This is a genomic window from Azospirillum brasilense, assembly GCF_005222205.1.
GTDB lineage: Bacteria > Pseudomonadota > Alphaproteobacteria > Azospirillales > Azospirillaceae > Azospirillum > Azospirillum brasilense_G.
Genome location: NZ_CP032347.1, coordinates 77,398 through 99,981 on the forward strand (window position 1 = coordinate 77,398; position 22,584 = coordinate 99,981).

The following is a 22,584-nucleotide window of genomic DNA, read 5'->3' on the forward strand; positions in this document are numbered from 1 at the left end:
GGTCGTTGGCGTCCCGGGTTGGAGGTCGCCAGGGTTGGGAATGGGTGTGTGATCGGACGCGCCTGGGGGCGTCCGGTGCCGGTCAGAGCGCCGGTTTCATGGTCTTCTGAGGCGCCTTGGGGGGCCGCGTTCGCGTCAGCACGCCGTGCTTGGTGGCGCGCCGCGCCTGGGGGGTGTCGGGCGGCGGTTTCGCCAGCAGGTCGCGGTGATCGGGAACGGCGCTGCGCAGATAGCTGCGGATCTGCTGAATCCACTTGCGCGCCAGCTCTTCGGAGATCGACAGCTCGGCCGCGATGTCCGCGTAGGGCTGCTCCTCGATGAAGCGCATGCGGGCGGCTTGGCGCATCCGGTCGTCCCGGATGCCGTCAAGCGATTCCAGGACCTTGACGAGCAGGGCGCGGTCGGCGTTGGTGCGTTCCGGGTCCATGGCGTCCCGCCCGCTGGACACGTCCGCGATGGAGGCGATCTCGACGAGCGAGCCGACCAGGACCGGATGGCGCTGGTGGGAGCGGTGCCGGTCGATGAAGTGGTTGATGGCGGTGCGCCGCAGCCAGGTGCGCGTCTTGATGATGGAACGGGCGTAGAGGGGAAGGGATTCGGACAGGTTGATGCAGAGGCCGCTCAGGCAGTCGTGAATCTCCTGCCTGTTTCCCTTGCACAACCTTTGATATGTCCAAAACAGGTCGGTGTAATGGCGGCACCAGAAGACCCAGAAGGCGGTCTGGTCCCCCGTCGCGATGCGTTCCAGAAGGCTGGAATCGTCCAGCTGGTGGAGATCCTCGCCGTTGCGGGAGAGAAGCCGCGGCGATCCGGCCATGGACAGGGAAGGCCAGGGGCGTTTCGGTTCCCGCCGACGATCCGACGCCGTTCCGGTGGGGATATCCCCCAAAGGTTGCGCTCTTTGTTGCATATCACGTCCCTTGCGCGTTTTGCTCAAGGGACGCTCGCCAGGTTCTAGGCGTGAACGAACTGGATATACTTTTTTTCGAAATACCTATGTATTTCGTACGACCTTATCTAAAAAAAAGCCTATCCGGCTACAACCGCACTATGTCTTGATAATCAAGCCATGGCTATGCACACGCAACCGGATGCGTCGATTCTATGGGGTCGTGGGGAAGGATGGCCGGGGAGACAGTAACGCCGTGCGGCTCCAGGCCGTTCAAGGCTTTAGGGCTAAACGTCTATTAACCAAGAGGCGCGAATCCTCGCTCGCCGTCCCGGCAATGTTTCCGGAATTCTATATTCCAGCCGGATGTCCAAATTTCAGGAGTTTGATGCCGCCGTGCGCGGGGCCATCCGAAGCCTTTGCCGGATGGCAGGAGTGGAGGGGCTCGAACCCCCAACCCCCGGTTTTGGAGACCGGTGCTCTACCAATTGAGCTACACTCCTGTCGCCGCTCTGCAGCGGGAAGCCGCTTTTAGGCGATTTCAGAGCGTTGCACCAGCGGAAAATTGCGGCAATCGGGTCTGAAACGCTCTTTTCCCGCGGGCATGGCGGAGGCCGGCGTGGAGCAAGGTCACCGTGAGCGTGGCCGGACCGTCGCCGGCCTTCGCGCGTGCAGCAGAACAAGAAAAAATTTACCAAAGAACGTCATTTTTTGTCACGTGATACCCGCCTCTGCTCGCCATTTTGAAGAAATCAGCCGTTTTTGAAAGTATCGGTTTCAGTTTTAAAAGATAGCGGCGCCGCGGATGCGGGTGGAGCGGGAGGGGCGACGGTTCGTGGCGGCCCCCGCGTCACGGGACGGCGAAGCCGTGACGCTCCAGGACCGCCTGGCCGGCGGGGGACAGGATGCTCCGGGCAAGCGCTTCCGCCCGTGCGCGGCCCGGGCCGTTCAGGACGGCCAGCCCGTAGTCGGCGCCCACCGCCATCGCCGTCGGCAGGGCGACGATTCTCAACCCCGGAATCTCCAGGGCCGCGATCCGCGCGTTGGTGCGGTAGGTCAGGAATAGGTCGGCCTTGCGCCGTTCCATCAGCCAGCCGTAGGGGGTGCGGCCCTCCGGCGCCCTCTCGCTGTCCGGCCCGCCGGTGAGCCGCAGCGCCTTCGCGTCAAGCGCCGCCAAGCTGCCGGGGCGCAGCGCCTCGGCCTTGCGGAAGACGTCCCAGGCGTAATCGCCGGCGGGATCGGCCAGCGGCGTCGAGGTGCCGAGCCGAAGGGCCGGGTCGAGCAGGCGGTCGAGCAGCGTGTCCGCCGTGACCTCCATCTCCGGCTGGGCGATGACGCACAGCTGGTTGCGTGCGAAGGGCCGGACGGCCGTTGCCCGTCCGGCGGTGGCCAGCGCGTGGGGATGCGCCATGTTGGCGGACGCGAACAGGCCGCCTTCCCCACTCCGCAGCAGGCGGGCCTTCAGCAGGCCGGAGGGGGCGAAGACGGCCGTGACCGGGATGCCCTCCCGCGCTTCGAACATGGCACCCAGTTCGCCCAGAGCCGCCTTCAGGCTGCCGGCCGCAAACAGGTTCACCGCATCCTCCGGCCGCTCCGCGGTCTTGTCCATGGAACTCGGTGTCCGCACCGCTTCTGTCCAAACGCCGTCTTCTTATGCATAGAGCATGGAACAGGGGGTGGAAAAGCGCGAGCTGCACCGCGCTCCGCCATGGCGCCGCCGCGCCGCGCTCGAGGTTCCATGCCGGGATTCATCGGTTGTTCCGCAGCCTTCCATGGAAGGTTGTGCACGCTTGCCCGCAATCGGCGTGCTGCCCCGGTGCCGTTCCAGTGCTGCCCATGACAAGGATGTGAATGTTACAAATTCCGACAATCTAGAACTAACACCCTGTCCGAAATCGTATGATAAAAATAGCTACCTCAGATGGAGATCCAATGGGATCTTCGTTAATCAAAGGTTAGCAACGACCATCGCGCGAAGGTATCGGTCCCATGAATTCGTCCACCAGAGCTGCCTTTTCCACGTCCGTCCTTAAAGAAGATGTGGATAAGAGAAAGGCGTCACGGTGGACATTGGTCGCGGCCGCAGCCATTTCTGCGGGTTTTGCGTCGTCGGCACTCGCGCAGCAATTGCCGACCCAGCTTCCCTCGGGCGCTGAGCCCCGTCCGGAGGCGCCGCGCCCGGTGATGCCGTTGCCCTCCGTGCCGGGCGGGGCGGTGACCGTGCCGAAGGCGCCCGCGGCGGAAGCTCCGGCCGGGGCCGAGAACTACCGCCTGACGTTGCGGGAGGTCGCCATCGAAGGCGCCACCGCCTACAGCCAGGACAGCCTCAAGACTGCCTACCAGGACATGCTGGGCCGCGAGGTGTCGGTGGCGGACCTGTTCAAGATCGCCAACGACATCGAGTTCCGCTACCGCAACGACGGCTTCATCACCAGCCGGGTCATCGTTCCGGCCCAGACGATCGAAAACGGCACCTTCCGCCTCCAGGTGGTCGAAGGCTTCGTGTCCGACATCACCTATCCCGACGACATCGGCCCGGCGCTGGCCGCGGTGAAGCGGCTGGTGGAGCCGCTGCGCGGCGTCAAGCCGATCAACGTCGCCGAGGTCGAGCGCCGCCTTCTCCTGGCGAACGACCTCGCCGGCCTGACCGTGCGCGCCAGCCTGGAACCGGCGCCGGACACGCTCGGCGCCTCCGTGGTGGTGGTGAAGACGGACCGCAAGGCGGTGGACGCCCTGGTGTCGTTCAGCAACCGCAACACGCCCTATCTCGGCACCGCCCAGACGACCGCGACGGCGGCGCTGAACTCCTTCGGGCCGAACGCCGACACGGTGAACCTCAGCGGGCGCGTGTCCTCCCCGGCGTCGCGGGCCTGGTCGGTCGGCGCCGGCTACCAGGCGCTGGTGACCGGCGACGGGCTGACCTTTTCCGCCACCGGCTCCTACTCCAAGTCGCGCCCGGGCCTGACGCTGGACCCGCTGGACGTGGAAAGCTGGGTGGCCGCGGGCGTGGGGACGCTCAGCTACCCGGTGATCCGCTCGCGCCTGGAGAACCTGCGCGCCGTCGGCGAGTTCGAATACCGCGACGTGAACACCGACATTTCCGGCGACCGTTTCAACCGCGACCGCCTGCGCATCCTGCGCGGCGGTTTCAGCTATGACCGGACCGACAATTGGGATGGCATCACCGCGGTGCGCGGCCTCGTGCATCAGGGGCTGGACATTCTCGACGCGACGAAGCTCGGCTCGGCCTACGCATCGCGCGAGCGCGGGCGCAGCGACTTCACCAAGCTGACCGCCGACATCACCCGCGTGCAGCAGCTGCCGGCCAACTTCAGCATCCTGGCGACGGCCACCATGCAGGCCGCTGGCACGCCGCTGCTGGCCAGCGAGCAGATCGCCCTGGGCGGCCCGAGCTACGGCCGCGCCTTCGACGAGGGCGAGATCTCCGGCGACAGTGGCTGGGCCGGGTCGCTGGAGCTGCGCTACACGCCGGTGCTGCCGGACAACAGCTTCGCCCAGGCCGTCCAGATCTACGGTTTCGTCGACGGTGGCGAGGTGTGGAACCGCTCCAGCCTGGAGCAGAACAGCCGGAATTCGCTGGTCTCCGTGGGCGGCGGCGTGCGCGCCGGCCTGGTGGAACGGCTGTTCGCGACGCTTGAGATCGACAAGCCGCTGACCCGCCGCGTCGCGACCGAGGGCGACAAGGACATGCGGGTCTTCTTCAACATCACTGCGCAATACTGATAGGGCCGGGGGAAACAGGACATGGGCAAGGGCAACGTCACCACCACCTCCGGCTTCACCGAGCTTCCCGGCGCGCGCCGCCACCGCCAGACGCTGCGCCAGCGGCTGCTGCTGTCGTCCGCGACGGAGGCGCCCCAGCGCGGCGGCGGCACCCGGCGCCAGCGCCGCGCGGCGAAGGCCAAGGGCGGCATCGACTTCGCGCGGCTGGCGCTGCGCAGCGTGATCGGCGTGGCGCTGTCCACCCTGTTCGCGGGCGCGGCCTATGCCAACCCGCTGGAGGGCACCGTCACCGCGGGCGCGGCGACCATCCAGTCGGCGACCCCGAAGTCGATGGAGATCCTGCAATCCACCGACAAGGCCATCATCAACTGGAAGTCCTTCAGCATCGACGCCGGTGAGAAGGTCACCTTCCAGCAGCCCTCGGCCTCCAGCGTCACGCTGAACCGGGTCACCGGCGCCGACCCGTCCAAGATCATGGGCAGCCTGTCGGCCAACGGCACGGTCATGCTGGTCAACCCGAACGGCGTGGTGATCGGCGCCGGGGCGAAGGTGGACGTCGGCGGGCTGGTGGCGACCACCGCCAACATCTCCGACGCCAACTTCATGGCGGGCAAGTACCAGTTCGACCAGGCCTCCGCCAAGCCGAACGCCATGGTGGTGAACGAGGGCGACATCACCGTCAAGGACAGCGGCCTGGCCGCCCTGGTGGCCCCGCACGTCCGCAACTCCGGCGTCATCCGCGCGAAGCTGGGCAAGGTCGCGTTGGGCGGTGCCGAGACCTTCACGCTCGACTTCCACGGCGACGGGCTGATCAGCTTCGACGCCAGCTCCGCCGTGAAGACGGTGGCGAAGGACGCGGACGGCAAGCCGGTCGCGGCGCTGGTCGTCAATTCCGGCGAGATCGCCGCCGAGGGAGGCAGCGTCACCCTGTCGGCGCGCGCCGTGAAGGGCGTGATCGACAACGTCATCAACACCGACGGCGTCATCAAGGCCACCTCGGTCGGCAGCGCCAACGGCAAGATCGTCCTGTCGGGCGGCGACACCGGCAAGGTCACCATCGGCGGCACGGTCGACGCCAGCGGGCGCGGGGAAGGGCAGACCGGCGGCACCGTCGTCGCCACCGGCGCCGAGATCGCCGTGAAGAAGAACGCCCGCGTCGACGCCTCCGGCAGCAAGGGCGGCGGCGAGGTCGCCATCGGCAGCAAGACGGGCCGCTCCGGCACCTGGTCGGACAAGGTGACGGTCGAGGCCGGCGCCACCCTGTCCGCCGACGCGGTGAAGTCCGGCAAGGGCGGCAGCGTGACGGTGCTGTCGCAGAAAAGCACAAAGCACGCCGGTAAAATCTCCGCCCGCGGCGGCGCGGAGGGCGGCGACGGCGGCTTCGCCGAGGTCTCCAGCCACAAGGACATCTCGCTGACCGGCAGCGTCGACCTGACCGCGCCCAAGGGCGCGGCCGGCACCTTCCTGCTCGACCCGGAAAGCCTGCGCATCGTCAGCTCCGCCGGCGGCAGCCAGGACGGCGCCGCGGCGGACGGCACGATCGGCGTCAACGATCCCAACCTGGGCAGCGGCGACGCCGTCAACACGGTGTCGAAGCAGGTGCTGGAAAGCATCGCCGGCAACGCGAACATCGTGCTGGAGGCCTCGGGCCTCATCACGGTGGAGACCAGCCTCGACCTTCAGACCATCGCCGGCCACAGCTTCACCCTGCGGTCGCTGACCAGCAGCGGCATCGCCTTCACCGACGCCAGCTACGAGATCCGCACCAACGGCGGCGACATCGTGCTGGAAGCCAACGGCATGGCCAGCAGCCTGACCAACATCGGGAAGCTGACGACCCGCGGCGGCGCGGTGCGGCTGACCGCCACCAACAACGTCCAGCTCGCCAACCTGATCGACACCACGCCGGTGTCGGGCAGCGCCGGGGCGGTCTCCGTCAGCGCCCAGAGCGGGTCGCTGAGCGCGCTGGACGCCGGCCGGATCGTCGGCGGCCCGGTCACCCTGTCCGTCGGCGGCGACATCGGCGCCAGCGGCGCGGCGGTTTCGACCAGCAGCACCCAGCTCTCCCTGGTCACCGGCGGCAACCTGTTCGTCACCAACGACCGGACGCTGACCGACCTTTCGGTCACCAGCACGCACCGGACGGCCGGGGCCGACAGCCAGTTCTTCCTGGCCTCCACGGGCCTGACCTTCACCGTCACCGATTCGGCCGGCGGCACCGCGCTCGACACGGTCGGCCAGACCGGCGGCCTGAACAGCTTCGCCTTCCGCAGCGACCGCAACATCCAGGTCGGCACGGTCAACGCCAGAGCGGGGTCCGTCGCGCTGACCAGCACCGCCGGCAACATCACCGGCACGGGCGCGAGCCTGCTGACCGGCGGCGCGCTGACGCTGACCGCCAAAGGCTCGTCGGGCAGCAACGGCGCCATCGGCACGTCGTTGCAGACGCTGAACACGGCTGGCGCCAGTTTGACCGCCACGGCCGGCAGCGGCGGCATCAACCTGTCGAACACCGGCGCGCTGACCCTGGCCAACCTGACCAGCGGCGGCTTTACCACCGTCGCGGCCACCGGCAACCTGACGGTCGGCGCGGTGGCCAGCGGCGGTGCGCTGAACTTGAGCAGCGGCGGCAGCATCCTGAACGACGCAGACGCCTCGACCACCATCAGCTCCTACAGCCTGGTCCTGAACGCCGCCGGCAGCATCGGCACCAGCGGCACGGCCCTGACCGCCGGCTCCTACAACATCGACGCCACGTCCGGCGTGGGCGGCGTCTTCCTGACGACGTCGGGCTCGGCGGTGCTGGGCTCCATCGTCTCGACCAACGGCGACGTCGCGATCACCACCGGCGGCACCACCACCATCGGGACGATCACCAGCGCCAACGGGACCAGCAGCATCGCCGTCACGGCGAACGGCACGGTCTCCGACATCACGGTGACCACGGTCAATGCCGGGGCCAACGGCAACGTCACCCTGACGACCGCCAACGGCAGCATCTCCGGCTTGTCCGGCACGATCACCGGCGACAACGTCACCCTCGCCGCCGGGGGCAACACCTCCACCGTGATGGTGAACACCGCGGCGAAGCGGCTGACGGTCACCAACGACGCGGGCAATGTCACGGTCATGCAGACCGGTGCCGTGACCGTGGACAACATCACCTCCGCCGGCACGTCGGTCTCGCTCACCGTCACCGGCGGTGCCGCCACGCTGGGAACGATCAAGGCGTCGAATTCCGGCGGGATCGCCGTGACGGCGACCGGCGGCGCCATCCTGGGCAAGGACTCCAGCAACCGGCTGTCCGCCGGCATCATCAGCCTGAGCACGGACGGCGCCATCGGCAGCTCCGGCACCCATCTGCGCACCTCGACGGGGTCGCTGACGCTGAGCAACGTCGGGGATCTGTATGTCGACAACAGCGGCGTGATCCTGACCGGCCTGTCGATCACCAATCGTCATGTCGGCACGACCGCCAACGCGCTGGAACTCACCTCCGAATACTTCAACTTCGTGGTCGGCGACAACGGCACCGCGACCATCCTGGAGGCGGTCGGCAGCCCGAAGCTGTCCACCCTCAGCTTCAACAGCGACATCGACCTGATCGTCGGCGATCTGGCCACGGTTGGGGTGGGCGGCACGGTCACGCTGACCTCCACCGCCGGCAGCATCCGTGACGACGGCAGCCTGAACACGCGGATCAACGCCGACACCGTGACGCTGAGTGCTGCGGCGGGCAGCCTGGGCGAGGCCTCCGCTCCGCTGGGCCTCAACGCCACGAAGCTGGTGCTGACCACCGGCGGCGACCTGCACGTCACCAACCTGTCCGACATGGCGGAGCTGACCGTCACCAGCACGCATGCCGACACGACGGTGGTGAACAGCTACTCGATCACCGCGCCGAACTTCGCCTTCGACCTGACCGACGACGCCACCAGCGGCTATCTGCTGCGCACGCTGGTCGACACCACCGGCCAGATCTTCTCCTTCAAGGGCGACCGCGACATCCGGCTGGGCCGGGTCGATCTGACCGACAAGAGCGGCGTCCTCCCCAACAACGGGATGCCTTCGCTCGGCCAGACCTACAGCATCTTCAACGCCGAGACGACGAACGGCTCCATTCTGGATGATGGATCGAAGACCACGCTGGTCTTGGCCGGGTCGGTCAACCTGAAGGCCAGCAAGGCGATCGGCAGCGGCTCGGGCACCGAGTATCTGGACGTCGTCACCCCCGTCCTGAACGCCCGCGCGTCGGACGGCGGAATCTACATCACCCTGCCGACCTCGACGGGCGTCGACAACCAGAAGAACCTGATCACGCTGGGCAGCAGCTTCTTCAGCGCCGCCAACAACCCCATCGTGGTGACGGCGACCTGGGGCGACATCGCCTTCGGCTCTAATTTCTCGTCCAGCGCCAGCAGCGACATCACGGTAAAGGCGACCCACGGGTCGATCCTGAACCCGAACAGCGCCAGCGTGCGCGCCAGCGACACCGGCACGGTGACCCTCACCGCCGGGAAGGACATCGGCTCCGCGTCCAACGCCCTTGTGGTGCGGGGCGGCACGCTGGTCGCCAATGCCGGCGGCTCCCTGTGGCTCGGCCTGACGGGCGGGAACCCGGTCGCGCTGAACAGCCTGACGGCGGGCGGCGACATCAGCGTCACGCAGTCCAGCGGCACGATGACCGTCGGGACGGTCAACGCCAACAACGGCACCGGCACCGTCGAGCTGAAGGTTGGCAGCGGCAGCATCCAGGGCGACACCGACACCAGCACCCGCATTTCCGCGGGCAAGGTGATCCTGGACGCCAGCGGCAGCGTCGGCAGCGTGAACGCGCTGGATGTGGCGACGGCGAACCTGTCGATCAAAGCGGGCGGGTCCATCGGCATCGCCGGCACGATGGCGCTGACCGATCTCACCCTGACGCGCGGCTCCTACTCCGGCGGCACCATCGGGATCAACACGGTCAACGGACAGGTCTTCACCCTGTCGGACAGCTCGTCGCAGTCCACGATCCAGACCGTCACCAGCAGCACGGCGCTGAACTTCGCCTTCAATTCGTCGCGTGCGATCAAGGTCGGCACCGTCAACGTCGGAACGGGCGGCAGCGTCGCCATCGTCTCGTCCAGCGGCGTCACCAACACCGGCAACGGCAGCAAGATCACCGCCGGCAAGGTGTCGCTGGAGGCGGGGACCTCCTCCTCCATCGGTGATTCGACCCTCTACGGGGCCATCAGCCTCGACACCGGCGACCTGTCGGTGACCTCGGGACGCAACATCCACGTCGACAACAACGGGCGCGCCTTCAACAGCCTGGCGATCACCAGCACGAACAGCACCACCAACTCTTCGACCGCGAGCACCTTCTCCATCGGCAGCACCGGGTCCCAGATCTACTCGCTGGCCGACAGCGGCACGACGCACACGATCGACATCACGGGTGCGGGCAACAGCAACTTCAGCTTCACCGGCAAGAAGCACATCGTGGTTTCGGAGATCGTCGCCGGCGGCGGGTCGGTCAGCCTGACCACCGCCGGCGGCGGGGAGAACTCGACGATCACCATGGCGGGCGGCGGGACCATCGCGGCGTCCTCCGTCACCCTGTCGGCCAACGGCACCGGCACCAACGGCGGTTCCATCGGCACCAGCACGCGGGCGGTGAAGACCTCCGCCGCGTCGCTGACCCTGGTGAGCAACGGCGACCTCTATATCAACAACAGCAACGCCGCGCTGACCGCGCTGGACGTCACCGTCACGCACAAGACGTCGACCGCCGCGGGCACCTACCAGTTCAACGCCCTCGGCTCCAACCGCAGCTTCACGGTGACGGAGGCCAACGGCATCCAGACGCTGGCCCTGTCCACGCCGAGCAACGGCAGCATGAATCTGCGCTACAGCGTGGATCGCGGCATCGTGGCCGGCACCATCGACGCCGGCACCAGCTCCACCGGTTCGGTGACGCTGATCTCCACCGGGTCGGCGTCGGGCGCGTCCGGCGGCCCATCGATCAACGGGTCGGGCACGATCACGGCGGGCTCGGTCTCCCTGACCGCGACCGGCAGCAACGGCAACGTCGGCGGCACCAACCAGGTGCTGACCAGCACGCAGAAGCTGTCCATCGCGTCGGGCGGCAACGTGACGGTCAGCAACAACACGACCCTGACCGATCTGACGCTGGACTTCCGGCACAACAAGTCCGGCGGGGGCAGCAACACCTACTCCATCAGCTCGACCGGCCTGACCGCCTCCTTCAGCGATTCGTCGCTGCAGGAAGGTCTGACGGTGACGAACGTCACCCAGAGCGGGCTGAAGCTGAACATCAGCAACGACAAGGCCCTGCGGATCGCCAAGATCGACGTCGGGAACAGCGGCACTGTCGATCTGACCGCCAATTCCGGCACGTCCGCCATCAACGCCTCGAACAGCAGCGGCGCCGCGATCACCGCGGGCAGCCTGACGCTGAAGGCGACCAGCGTCGGCCATACCAACGGCAGCGGTTCCTACTTCACCACCCAGGTCGGCACCCTGTCGGCCAATCTGACGGGATCGCTGGCGCTCAGCAACACCGGCACCCTGACGCTGAAGGATGTGAAGGCCGGCTCTTCGGCGGACATCAAGGTGACCAACAACGGGTCGCTGCTGCAGACCGGAACCAAGCCGCTGAGCGCGGACAAGGTGACGCTGACGGTCGAAGGAGGCTCCATCGGGGCGTCCGGCACGCCGCTGCTGACCGAGACGCGGACCCTGGAGGTGACCGCCGGGCGCAACGTCTACCTGACGAACGGCGCCGACCTGCACGCCCTCAGCCTGGACGTCAGGCACGCCTCCTCCGGCGCGCAGAATGTCTACGACATCCGCTCGGAGGCGCTGACCTTCGCGCTGACCGACAGCAACACCGGCAGCCAGTACACCCTCGGCAGCGTCGTGGACGCGAGCGGCCTCGACTTCTCGTTCAAGAGCGACAACAGCGTCGCGCTCGGGACGATCAACGGCGGCCTCGCCCGCAATGTGACCATCGAGACCACCGGCACCAGCAAGGACATCCTCAGCAACGGCAGTTCGATGGTGACCGCCGGCACGGTCACCCTCACCGCGACCGGCGGCATCGGTCAGGCGGGATCGTCGTCCAACCACATCGCGACGATGGCCGACACGCTGGTTCTGACCACGGCGACAAACGCCTTCGTGGACAACGGCAAGGACCTGACCGCGCTGTCGCTGACCAGCTCGCGGACGACCGGCGCGGGCACCTACCAGATCACCGCGCCGCAGCTCGTCTTCACCATGACGGACGACGGCACCACCACGACGCTGTCCAATCTGACGGACGCCACCGGTCTCGCCTTCAAGCTGGACACCCAGCACGCGCTGTCCATCGGCACGCTCAACGTGCAGAACTGGGGCACCGTTGATCTGACCAGCGCAGGCGCCATCACGGGCGCCGCGTCGGCGAACGCGGGCAATCCGGCCAACCGCATCACCGCGGGCACCGCGACCCTGAGCAGCGGCGGTGCCATCGGCTCCTCCAGCAACAAGATCCGTCTGTCGGCGTCGTCCGCGACCTTCAACGTGAAGGGCGACCTCTACGTCGAATCCGACACCCGCATCGGCACGCTCAAGATCAAGAGCGCCTTGTCGACCATCAACGACCGCACCTACAATCTGACCTCGGTGAACACGGCGGGCGCGGCCATCGCGCTGAGCGGCATGGAGAGCAGCACCCAGGCGGTGCTGGCCTCGCTGACCGACGCCAGCGGCGTGCGCTTCACCTTCGACAGCCACCGCAAGCTGGTCGTCGGCGGCCTTGACGTCGGCAAGACCGGCACGATCGCCCTGATCGCCGATCCCGGCATCGTCGGGAACGGCCACTCGGTTCTCAAGATCAACGCCGGCGTCGCGAGCCTGACGTCCTCCTCCAACGTGGTCGGTGCGAACGGGGGTGAATTCATCAGCATCACCACCGGCAACCTGACGGTGAACGCCAACAACGGCGCCGTGATCAACCTGCACGGCTCGACGGTCATCGACTCCATGAGCCTGGCCGGTGCACTGACCCTGAACAATTCCACCGGCGACATCGCGCTCGGCTCGATCTCGATGTACGGCGCGAACGCATACATCAACAACCAGGGCGGCTCGATCCTCAGCGGCACGATCAGCGGCAGCAATCTGGTGAACCTGACGGCAACCGGGTCCATCGGCAACGTGACCGCCATCTCGACGCAGGCCAACTCCACCAGCACCACGCTGACCGCGAGCGCCGCCGGCAGCATCGCGGTGTCGGAGAGCAAGAGCCTGATCGCCCAGTCGGTGGTGAGCACCGGTGGCGGTGCGATCAAGCTGTCGACCGGCTCCTCGGGGGCCGGCCTCCTGACCGCCGGCACCATCACCACGACCGGGTCGGTGACGCTGACCAGCAACGATGGCAACATCCGCGCCAACAGCGGCAATCTGGTGACCGGCGGCAGCGTCGAGCTGTCCGCGATCATGGGCGGCATCGCCGACACGGGCTCCACGCTGAACGTCGCGACGACCGACCTGACGATCAAGACGCCCGGCACCTTCAACATTGCCGACACGCTCGACCTCGCCAAGCTGACCATCGACCGCACGCCGTCCACCGGAACCGCCACCTCCGGCACGATGAGCCTGACGGCGACCAACCTGGTCTGGAACGTCACGGACAGCGGCGGCACCACCACCTTCACCACGCTGACCGACAGCACCGGCCTGGACTTCACCTTCAAGGCGCCGGGGGCCATCGCCATCGGTACGGTGAACACCGGGGCATCCAGCACGGTCAGCCTGACGGCGACGGGCGACAGCGCGACCGCCGGCAACATCACGGCGGTGAACAACAGCTCCACCATCACCGCGGGCTCCCTGAAGCTCGACGCCCAGAAGAAGACCAACGAGCAGGGCAACAGCAGCGCCATCGGCAGCAACGCCACGGCGCTGGGCATGAACGTGTCCAGCCTGACCGCCAGCAGCGGCACCGGCGGCCTGTTCGTGAAGAACGCGGCGGGGCTGAACCTCAGCTCCATCACCACGGGCGGCGCCCTGACGGTGATCGCGGCGGCCGGCGACCTGACCGTCTCCAACCTCTCCTACGACAGCAGCAAGGCGCTGACCCTGACGGCGACGGCCGGGCGGATCCTCAACGGCGGCTCCAGCCTGAGCCTCGGCACCGGCAGCGCCACGCTGACGGCGGGGGCCGGCATCGGCACGGCGGACTCGGCGTTCAAGGTCACGACGTCCAGCACCGGAGCGTTGACCACCAACGTCACGGGCGCGGGCGGCCTCTATCTGGACATCGCCGGATCGCTGACGGGTGGGCTGAGCGCCGCCGTCAACAACGGCCCGGTGGTGGTGACAGGCAGCGGCAACATCACCCTGACCAACGTCGCCATCGCCACCGACGCGGCGGGCAACAGCATCACCGTGACCTCGACCGGCGGCTCGATCACCGCCGGGACGGTGACGGCCGGCGCCAACAACGGCGCGGTCACGCTGAGCGCCACCGGCAACGGCGGCAAGATCCTGGCCGCCAACGGCGGCTCCGCGGTCACCGGCAAGACCGTCGCGCTGAACGGCGCCGGCGGCATCGGCACCTCCTCCGCCCGCGTCGGCGTGGGCGGCGCCCAGGTGCAGGTGAACGGCGGGTCGGGCGACATCTATCTGAGCACGACCGGCGCCACCGCGCTGGCCTACGCCGCGACGACCGGCGGCAAGATCGACGTGCTGGCCGGCGACCGCCTCCAGGTGGTCAGCGCCAGCACCGGCGGCGGGGCGATCGCCATCTCCTCCACCGCGGTGGACGCCGACATCATCGCCGGCAGCCTCAACGCCGGCAGCGGGGCGGTCACCCTCAGCTCCAGCGGGGGCGGGGTGTATGACGACGGCCTCGCCGAGACGCGGATCGTCGGCGGCTCGGTCTCGCTGACCGGCGGGAAGGGCATCGGTACCTCCAGCCGTTCGGTCCAGACCACCACCGGCAGCCTGACCCTGGCGAGCGCCAACGGCAGCGTCTATGTGACCGACGACACCGCCGCCGGTGTCACCGTCGCTTCGGCCACCGCTTCCAGCGGCTCGGTCACCATCGCGTCGGCCGGCACGATGACGGTCCAGGCGGTGTCGGCCAACAGCACCAGCGGAGCGGTCGCGCTGACCGCCGCCGGCTCCATCCTGGGCAGCGGCAACGGCACCCATGTGACCGGCCATTCGGCCAGCCTGACCGCCAACGGCGGCAGCATCGGCACGGTGACCGACGCCGCCACCGGCGCCGGCACGCCGATCAAGATGAACGTGTCCAGCCTGACCGGCCTGACCGCCACCGGCTCCACGCCGGTCATCTCGGTCGACAACATCAACAGCGCCGCGCTGACGCTGGGCAACAACCTCATCACCCTCGGGTCGGGCGGCTCCGCCTACATCCGCACCGCGGGCAACCTGAACGCCAGCGCCGGCCTGTCGATGACCAGCGGCAACCTGCTGCTGCAGTCCGGCGGGGTGCTGACCCTGCCGACCGCTGCGATCAACCTCGGCGCGGGCGCGCTGACGCTGAAGGGCGCCACCGACGTGGTGGCCGCGGGCGGTTCGCCGCGGTCGCTGTCGATCACCGCGGGCTCGCTGATCTTCGCCAGCGGCTCCAACGGCGGCAACACCACCCTCAACACCACGGTCGGCAGCATCGACGCCAGCCTGACCGGCGCCGGCAAGAGCCTGAGCGTCAACAACACCGGAACGCTGACGTCGGCGACCCTCAGCGCCAACGGCACCCTCTTCGCCGTGAGCAGCACCGGCATGACGGCTACCTCGGTCACCGGCGTCGGCACGGTCAACCTGACCGTGGTGTCGGGCGACCTGTCGGTCGGCACGATCAACGCGGGGACGACCGGCACGATCAACCTGTCGGCGGCCGCCGGCAGCCTGCTGACCGGCAACGGCACGAGCCTGACCGGCGGCAAGCTGACCCTGCTTTCCGGAAACGGGATCGGGAGCAGCAGCGCCGCCTTCACCACCACCATCGCCAACACCTCTGCGATGGTGACCGGGACGGGCGGCATCTACCTGTCCGGCACCAGCTTCACCCTGGGCAATCTTTCCACGACCAACGGCGATATCTCGGTCACCGCCAGCGGCGCCATCAGCAACGACAACGCCACCATCGGCATCATCGCCGGCGGCAGCGGAAACATCTCCCTCGTCTCCACGGGCGGTGCGATTTCCCTGACCAAGGCGGTGAGCAGCACCGGTTCGGACGCCACACGGGCGAGCGTGACGATGCAGGCCGCCACCATCGCCCTGGCCAACGTCACCAGCACGGGCGCGCAGACCTATACCGGCGACACCACCCTTGGCGGCGCGCTGTCCGGCAAGTCGGTGACCGTCACCGGGAACCTGAGCGTGGCGGGCTTCAACCGCACGGTGATCGCGACCGGTGGCGACCTGTCGGTGAGCGGCACGCTGAACGGCGGCGGGTTCGGGGCGACCCTGAACGCGGCGCAGGGCGGTGTGACGCTGGGCGGCGCGGCCAGCAACCTGGCCTATCTGTCGGCCACCGCGGGAACCATCAGCCTGCGCGACGTGACGACGACGGGCGGACAGACCTACAACGGCGCGACCAGCCTCCAGGGCACCTACACCACCACCAACGGCGCCTTCATGGCGATCGGCGCGACGACGCTGGCGGGCAACACCACGGTGAGCACCGGCAGCGGAAACGTGCTGTTCAGCGGCACGGTGAACGGGGCCAACTCGCTCGTGATCACCAGCAGCGGCGCGACCCAGTTCACCGGCGCGGTGGGCGGCACGACGGCGCTGTCGAGCCTGACCATCGACGCCGGCGGGACGGCCAGCGTGAAATCGGTGACGACCACCGGCGCCCAGATCTACAGCGGCACGGTGACGCTGGCCGGCACCTACACCACCGGTGCGGTCTTTGCGGCCATCGGCGCGGTGACGCTGGCCGGCAACACGACGGTGGACGGCACGTCGAGCGTCGTGTTCATGAACACCGTGGACGGCGCCTATGCCCTGACGGTCAACAACCAGGGCATGGCGCAGTTCAACGGCGCGGTGGGCGGCACGACGGCGCTCGCCAGCCTGACCACCAACGCGGGCGGCACCAGCAGCGTGAAATCGGTGACGACCACCGGCGCGCAGACCTACAACGACGCGGTGACGCTCGACGGCACCTACAGCACCGGCAGCGGCGCCTTCACCGCCAACGCGGCGACCACGCTGGCCGGGGCGACGACGGTGAACGGCGGTGCGGTTCTGTTCGCCGGCACGGTGGACGGCGCCCAGGCCCTGGTCATCAACAGCAAGGCTGCCACGCAGTTCACCGGCGCGGTGGGCGGCACGACGGCGCTTGCCAGCCTCACCACCGATGCCGGCGGCACGACGAGCCTGCGCAACGTGGTCACCACGGGTGCCCAGACCTACAACGACGCGGTGACGCTGAACGGGACCTACACCAGCGGTGGCGCCTTCACCGCCAACGGTGCGGCGACGCTGGCCGGCGACACCACGGTCAACGGCGGTGCGGCGGTTCTGTTCGCCGGCACGGTGGACGGTGCCCACGCCCTGGCGGTCAACAACAAGGGCGCGACGACGTTCAGTGGCACGGTGGGCGGCACGACGGCTCTGGCGAGCCTGACCACCGACGCCACCGGCACCAGCAGCCTGAAGTCGGTGACGACCACCGGCGCCCAGACCTACAGCGACGCGGTGACGCTGGACGGCACCTACACCGGCGGCACGGTCACGACCAACGCGGCGGCGACGCTGGCCGGGGCGACGACGGTGAACGCCGGGACGGCGACCTTCAACGGGATGGTGAACGGCGCCCAGGCGCTGACCATCGCCGGGACGGGCACGGCGCAGTTCAACGCGGCGGTGGGCGGCACGACGGCGCTCGCCAGCCTGACCACCAACACGGGGGCCACGGTCGGCCTCCTGGACGTCACCACCACGGGCGCCCAGACCCACGGTGCCGCCACGACGCTGAACGGCACCTACACCAGCGGCGGTGCCTTCACCGCCAACGGTGCGGTGATCCTGGCCGGCGACACCACGGTCACCGGCGGGACGAGTGTGCTGTTCGCCGGCACGGTGAACGGCGCCCATGCCCTGGCGGTGAACAACAAGGGCACGACCCAGTTCACCGGCACGGTGGGCGGCACGACGGCTCTGGCGAGCCTGACCACCGACGCCACCGGTACCACCAGCCTGCGCAACGTCACGACGACGGGCGCGCAGACCTACAACGATGCGGTGACGCTGAACGGCACCTACACCACCGGCGGTGCCTTCATCGCCAACGGTGCGGCGACTCTGGCTGGCGGCACGACGGTGAACGGCGGGACGAGTGTGCTGTTCGCCGGGACGGTGGACGGTGCCCAGGCCCTGGTCATCAACAGCAAGGCCTCCACCCAGTTTACCGGCGCGGTGGGCGGCATGACGGCGCTCGCCAGCCTGACCACCGACGCCACCGGCACGAGCAGCCTGCGCAACGTCACCACCACGGGCGCGCAGACCTACAACGACGCGGTGACGCTGAACGGCACCTACACCAGCGGTGGCGCCTTCACCGCCAGCGGTGCGGCAACGCTGGCCGGCGACACGACGGTCAACGGCGGGTCGGCGGTTCTGTTCGCCGGCACGGTGGACGGCGCCCACGCCCTGGCGGTCAACAGCAAGGGCGCCACGCAGTTCACCGGCACGGTGGGCGGCACGACGGCGCTGGCGAGCCTGACCACCGACGCCGGCGGGACGACGAGCCTGCGCAACGTGGTCACCACGGGCGTGCAGACCTATAACGACGCGGTCACCCTGAACGGTCTCTACAGCGCCGGCGGCGCCTTCTCCGCCAATGGCGCGACGACGTTGGCCGGGACAACGACGGTGTATGGCGGGTCGGGCATTCTCTTCGGCAGCACGGTGGACGGTGCTTACGCCCTGGCGGTCAACAACAAGGGCACGACGGCGTTCAACGGCGCGGTGGGCGGCACGACGGCTCTGGCGAGCCTGACCACCGACAGCGGGAGCGCCAGCCTGAAGTCGGTGACGACCAGCGGCGCGCAGACCTACAACAACGCGGTGACGCTGGACGGCACCTACACGGGCGGCACCTTCACCACCAACGCGGCGGCGACGCTGGCCGGGGCGACGACGGTGAACGCCGGGACGGCCACCTTCAACAGCCTGGTGAACGGCGCCCAGTCGCTGACCATCGCCGGGACGGGCACGGCGCAGTTCAACGCGGCGGTGGGCGGCACGACGGCGCTGGCTAGCCTGACCACCAACGCCGGCGCCACGGTCAGCCTCCTCAACGTCTTCACCACGGGCGCCCAGACCCACGGCGCCACCACGACGCTCAACGGCACCTACAGCACGGTCAACAGCCCGATCACCTTCAACGGTGCGACGACTCTGGCCGGGGCGACGACGGTGGACGCGGGCTACGGCACGATCACTTTCAACGGGACGGTCAACGGCGCCCAGGCGCTGACGGCGACCTCGACCGGGGCGATGGTGTTCAACGCGGCGGTGGGCGGCACGACGGCGCTGGCCAGCCTGACCACCGGCACGGGCTACTCCAGCCTCGTCAACGTGACCACGGCGGGCGACCAGAGCTACGGCGGGGAAACCAGCCTGATGGGCAGCTACGCCACCGGCAACGGCGCCTTCACCGTCGCCGGCCCGGCAACACTGGCGGGGGCCGTCACGGTCGACGCCGGCAGCGGCGCGGCGACCTTCAACGGGACGGTCAACGGCGCCCAGGCGCTGACCATCGCCGGGACGGGCACGGCACAGTTCAACGCGGCGGTGGGCGGCACGACGGCGCTTGCCAGCCTGACCACCAACGCGGGCGTCGCGGCCAGCTTCCTGGACGTCACCACCACGGGCGCCCAGACCCACGGCGCCGCGACGACGCTCAACGGCACCTACAGCTCGGTCAACAGCCCGATCACCTTCAACGGTGCGACGACTCTGGCCGGGGCGACGACGGTGGACGCGGGCTACGGCACGATCACCTTCAACGGGACGGTCAACGGCGCCCAGGCGCTGACGGCGACCTCGACCGGGGCGATGGTGTTCAACGCGGCGGTGGGCGGCACGACGGCGCTGGCCAGCCTGACCACCGGCACGGGCTACACCAGCCTCGTCAACGTGACCACGGCGGGCGACCAGAGCTACGGCGGGGAAACCAGCCTGATGGGCAGCTACGCCACCGGCAACGGCGCCTTCACCGTCGCCGGCCCGGCAACACTGGCGGGGGCCGTCACGGTCGACGCCGGCAACGGCGCGGCGACCTTCAACGGGACGGTGAACGGCGCCCAGGCGCTGACGGTCAACAGCAGCGGCGCCACCCGGTTCAACGCGGCGGTGGGCGGCACGACGGCGCTCGCCAGCCTGACCACCGACGCCGATGGCACCACCAGCCTCACGTCGGTGACGACCAGCGGCGCCCAGACCTACAACGACGCGGTGACCCTGGACGGCGCCTATCAGGCCGGCACGGTCTTCACGGCGGCTGAGGCGGTGACGCTGGGCGGCGACAGCCGGATCACCGGGACCGGCGGCATCGTCCTGGCGTCCACCCTCGACGGCGGGCGGGCGCTGACGCTGACCAGCGGCACCGGCGACATCCTGCTCGGCGGCGCGGTCGGCGGCACCAGCCGTCTGGGGGCGCTGACGATCAACGGCGGCGGCACCACCACCGTCGCCGGCGCGGTCAAGGCGGCCTCGCTGGCCACCGACCCCACCGGGATCACCATCCTGAACGGCGGCAGCGTGGACACCACCGGGGCGCAGAGCTACGCCGACGCGGTGACGCTGGGGGCCGACACGGTCCTGACCGGCACCCAGGTGTCGCTGTCCGGCGGCATCGACGCGGCGGAAGCGGGCCGTCAGGGCCTGACCATCGCCGGCAACGCGGCGCTCGCCGGCACCCTCGGCACCCGGCAGGCTCTGGCCGCGCTGACGGTCGGCGGCGAGACGCTGATGACCGGCGCCACGGCGGTCACCAGCGGGGCGCAGACCTACGGCGGCGCCGTCCGTCTGGCCGGCACCGGGTCGACCCTGACCGGCACCGGCATCACCGTCGCCGGGACGCTGGACGGCGGTCAGGCGCTGACCGTCACCAGCGGGACCGGCGACGCCGTGTTCGCCGGTACGGTCGGCGGAACGGAGCGGCTGGGCGCCCTGACGGTGAACAGCGCCGGCCAGACCCGCTTCGCCCAGTCGGTCCGCGCGGCCTCGGTCGTCACCGACGCGGCGGGCACGCTGGCCCTGGACGGCGGCTCCGTCGACACCACCGGGGTTCAGACCTACGGCGAGCGCGCCGTGCTCGGTGCCGACACCCGCCTGACCGGCAGCACGGTCGTGCTGGCCGGTGGGCTTGACGCCGCCACCCGCGGCGGGCAGGGGCTGACCATCGCCGGCGACGCCGTCGTCAACGGCGCGATCGGCGGCGCCCAGGCGCTGAGCCGCCTGTCGGTGACCGGCACCGCCGCCCTCAACGGCGGCGCGGTGACCACCGTGGCGGAGCAGAGCTACGAGGGCGCGGTGACGCTGGGGAGCGACACCGTCCTGACGGGCGGAACCGTCTCCCTGCGGAACGGCGGCAACGCCGCCAACGCCGGGGTGCAGGGACTGACGGTCAACGGCGACGCCGTCCTGGCCGGGGTCTTCGGCGAAACCGGCGCCCTGCGGCAGATCGCCGTCAGCGGTGGTACCCGCCTGGACGGCGCCACCGTCACCGCCACCGGGGCGCAGCGCTTCGGCGGCGCCCTGACGGTGGCCGGCGCCAGCGCGCTGACCAGCACCGGCGGCGACCTCGTGTTCGGCGGGGCCGTCGACAGCGCCAACCGTTCGGCGCTGTCGCTGAACGGGGCGTCCATCCGGGCGGCGGGCGACATCGGCGCGTCGGGCCTGATGGGCGACGTCACGGTGCGCACCTCGGGCGGCGTCTTCTACGACGGCGCGGTGACCGTGCGCTCGCTGACCCAGACGACGGGTGGGGAGAGCCGCTTCGCCAAGGCGTTGACCGCTACCGGGACGGACGGCCTCCGCCTGACCGGCGCCGGCTTCACCTTCGGCGCGGCGGTGAACAGCGCGGGCTCGCTGGCCCTGGTCACGACGGACGCGGCGGGGGCGGTGACCTTTGGTCGCGATGCCACGGTTGTCACGGAGGGAGGCTTTACCCAATCCGGTGGATCGGGCATTGTTTTGCCGGCCAGCATTACGGCCAAGACCGGCCCGATCACGCTGGGCGCCGTGGCGTCCCTGCCGGACGGCCAGGCGTCCATCGCGGCGGGCGGCCCCATCACCATGGCGGGGCTCCAGGGCAAGGCCACCATGCTGACCATGGCGTCCGACGGCGGGGCGCTGCTCATCGGACAGGAGACCGGGACCGCCTTGCAGAAGATCGACGTGCTGAGCCTGACCGTCCCCAAGGCCGGGTCCGCCCGGATGTTCGGCACCGTGGCCGGCAAGACGGACGCTCTGGCTGCCAGCGCGATCGACAGCCCGCTGCGGGCCGCCCCGTACTTCATCAACAACACCCCCTGGGGTCCGACGGAGCAGGTCAGCCGGGTCGCCGCCACCGTGGTGGTGGTGGTCCCGGTTCCCAGCACCCCCGGCGTCACCAGCCTGTTCACCGGCACGGTGACCCGCGCCGGCCTCACGCCGGACGCCTTGGCTGCCTACGCCGCGCCGCAGGTTCTCACCCTGGCCGGCACGGCCCCGACCCTGACCGGTGCGGGGACCCAGCCGGAGGTCCTGACCACCGGCGCCGGAACCACCCCGTCCACCACCCGCGCCGGCGCGCAGCCGGAGGTTCTGACCACCGGCCCCGCGCCGTCGGTCACCGGCAACCAGCAAACGGAGGAGGAGGAGGAGCGCTGAGGCGCGCCTTTCCCCGCGGCAGACTTTTACCCTTT

General features: G+C 69.3%; 4 protein-coding genes and 1 tRNA gene. 2 read left to right on the top strand and 3 right to left on the bottom strand.

The window, feature by feature from the left end; all coding sequences use genetic code 11:
* Positions 1-82: 82 nt before the first annotated feature.
* The 3 genes from D3869_RS22640 to D3869_RS22650 form a co-directional block, all read right to left on the bottom strand.
* Positions 83-817: an RNA polymerase sigma factor gene (locus D3869_RS22640; protein ID WP_137142099.1), complete on the bottom strand. Its 735-nt coding sequence runs from the start codon at positions 815-817 to the stop codon at positions 83-85.
* A gap of 499 nt (positions 818-1,316) precedes the next feature.
* Positions 1,317-1,392 (bottom strand) — tRNA-Trp (locus D3869_RS22645).
* 347 nt (positions 1,393-1,739) lie between these two features.
* Complete coding sequence (locus D3869_RS22650) at positions 1,740-2,498, bottom strand: molybdate ABC transporter substrate-binding protein (RefSeq protein ID WP_137142100.1); 759 nt, start codon at positions 2,496-2,498, stop codon at positions 1,740-1,742.
* A 575-nt stretch (positions 2,499-3,073) separates the two neighbouring features.
* On the opposite strand from D3869_RS22650, the gene D3869_RS22655 reads away from it, so the two are divergent.
* Positions 3,074-4,633, top strand: coding sequence for a ShlB/FhaC/HecB family hemolysin secretion/activation protein (locus tag D3869_RS22655; protein ID WP_247895982.1), 1,560 nt, complete (start codon positions 3,074-3,076; stop codon positions 4,631-4,633).
* Between the two features lie 21 nt (positions 4,634-4,654).
* Positions 4,655-22,549, top strand: coding sequence for a filamentous hemagglutinin N-terminal domain-containing protein (locus D3869_RS22660; RefSeq protein ID WP_137142101.1), 17,895 nt, complete (start codon positions 4,655-4,657; stop codon positions 22,547-22,549).
* Positions 22,550-22,584: the final 35 nt, after the last annotated feature.

What these genes read in the sequence shown, in the direction of transcription:
- D3869_RS22640 (WP_137142099.1), bottom strand. Translation starts at nt 817, where the DNA reads ATGGCCGGATCGCCGCGGCTTCTCTCCCGCAACGGCGAGGATCTCCAC.
- D3869_RS22650 (WP_137142100.1), bottom strand. Translation starts at nt 2,498, where the DNA reads ATGGACAAGACCGCGGAGCGGCCGGAGGATGCGGTGAACCTGTTTGCG.
- D3869_RS22660 (WP_137142101.1), top strand. Translation starts at nt 4,655, where the DNA reads ATGGGCAAGGGCAACGTCACCACCACCTCCGGCTTCACCGAGCTTCCC.
- D3869_RS22655 (WP_247895982.1), top strand. Translation starts at nt 3,074, where the DNA reads ATGCCGTTGCCCTCCGTGCCGGGCGGGGCGGTGACCGTGCCGAAGGCG.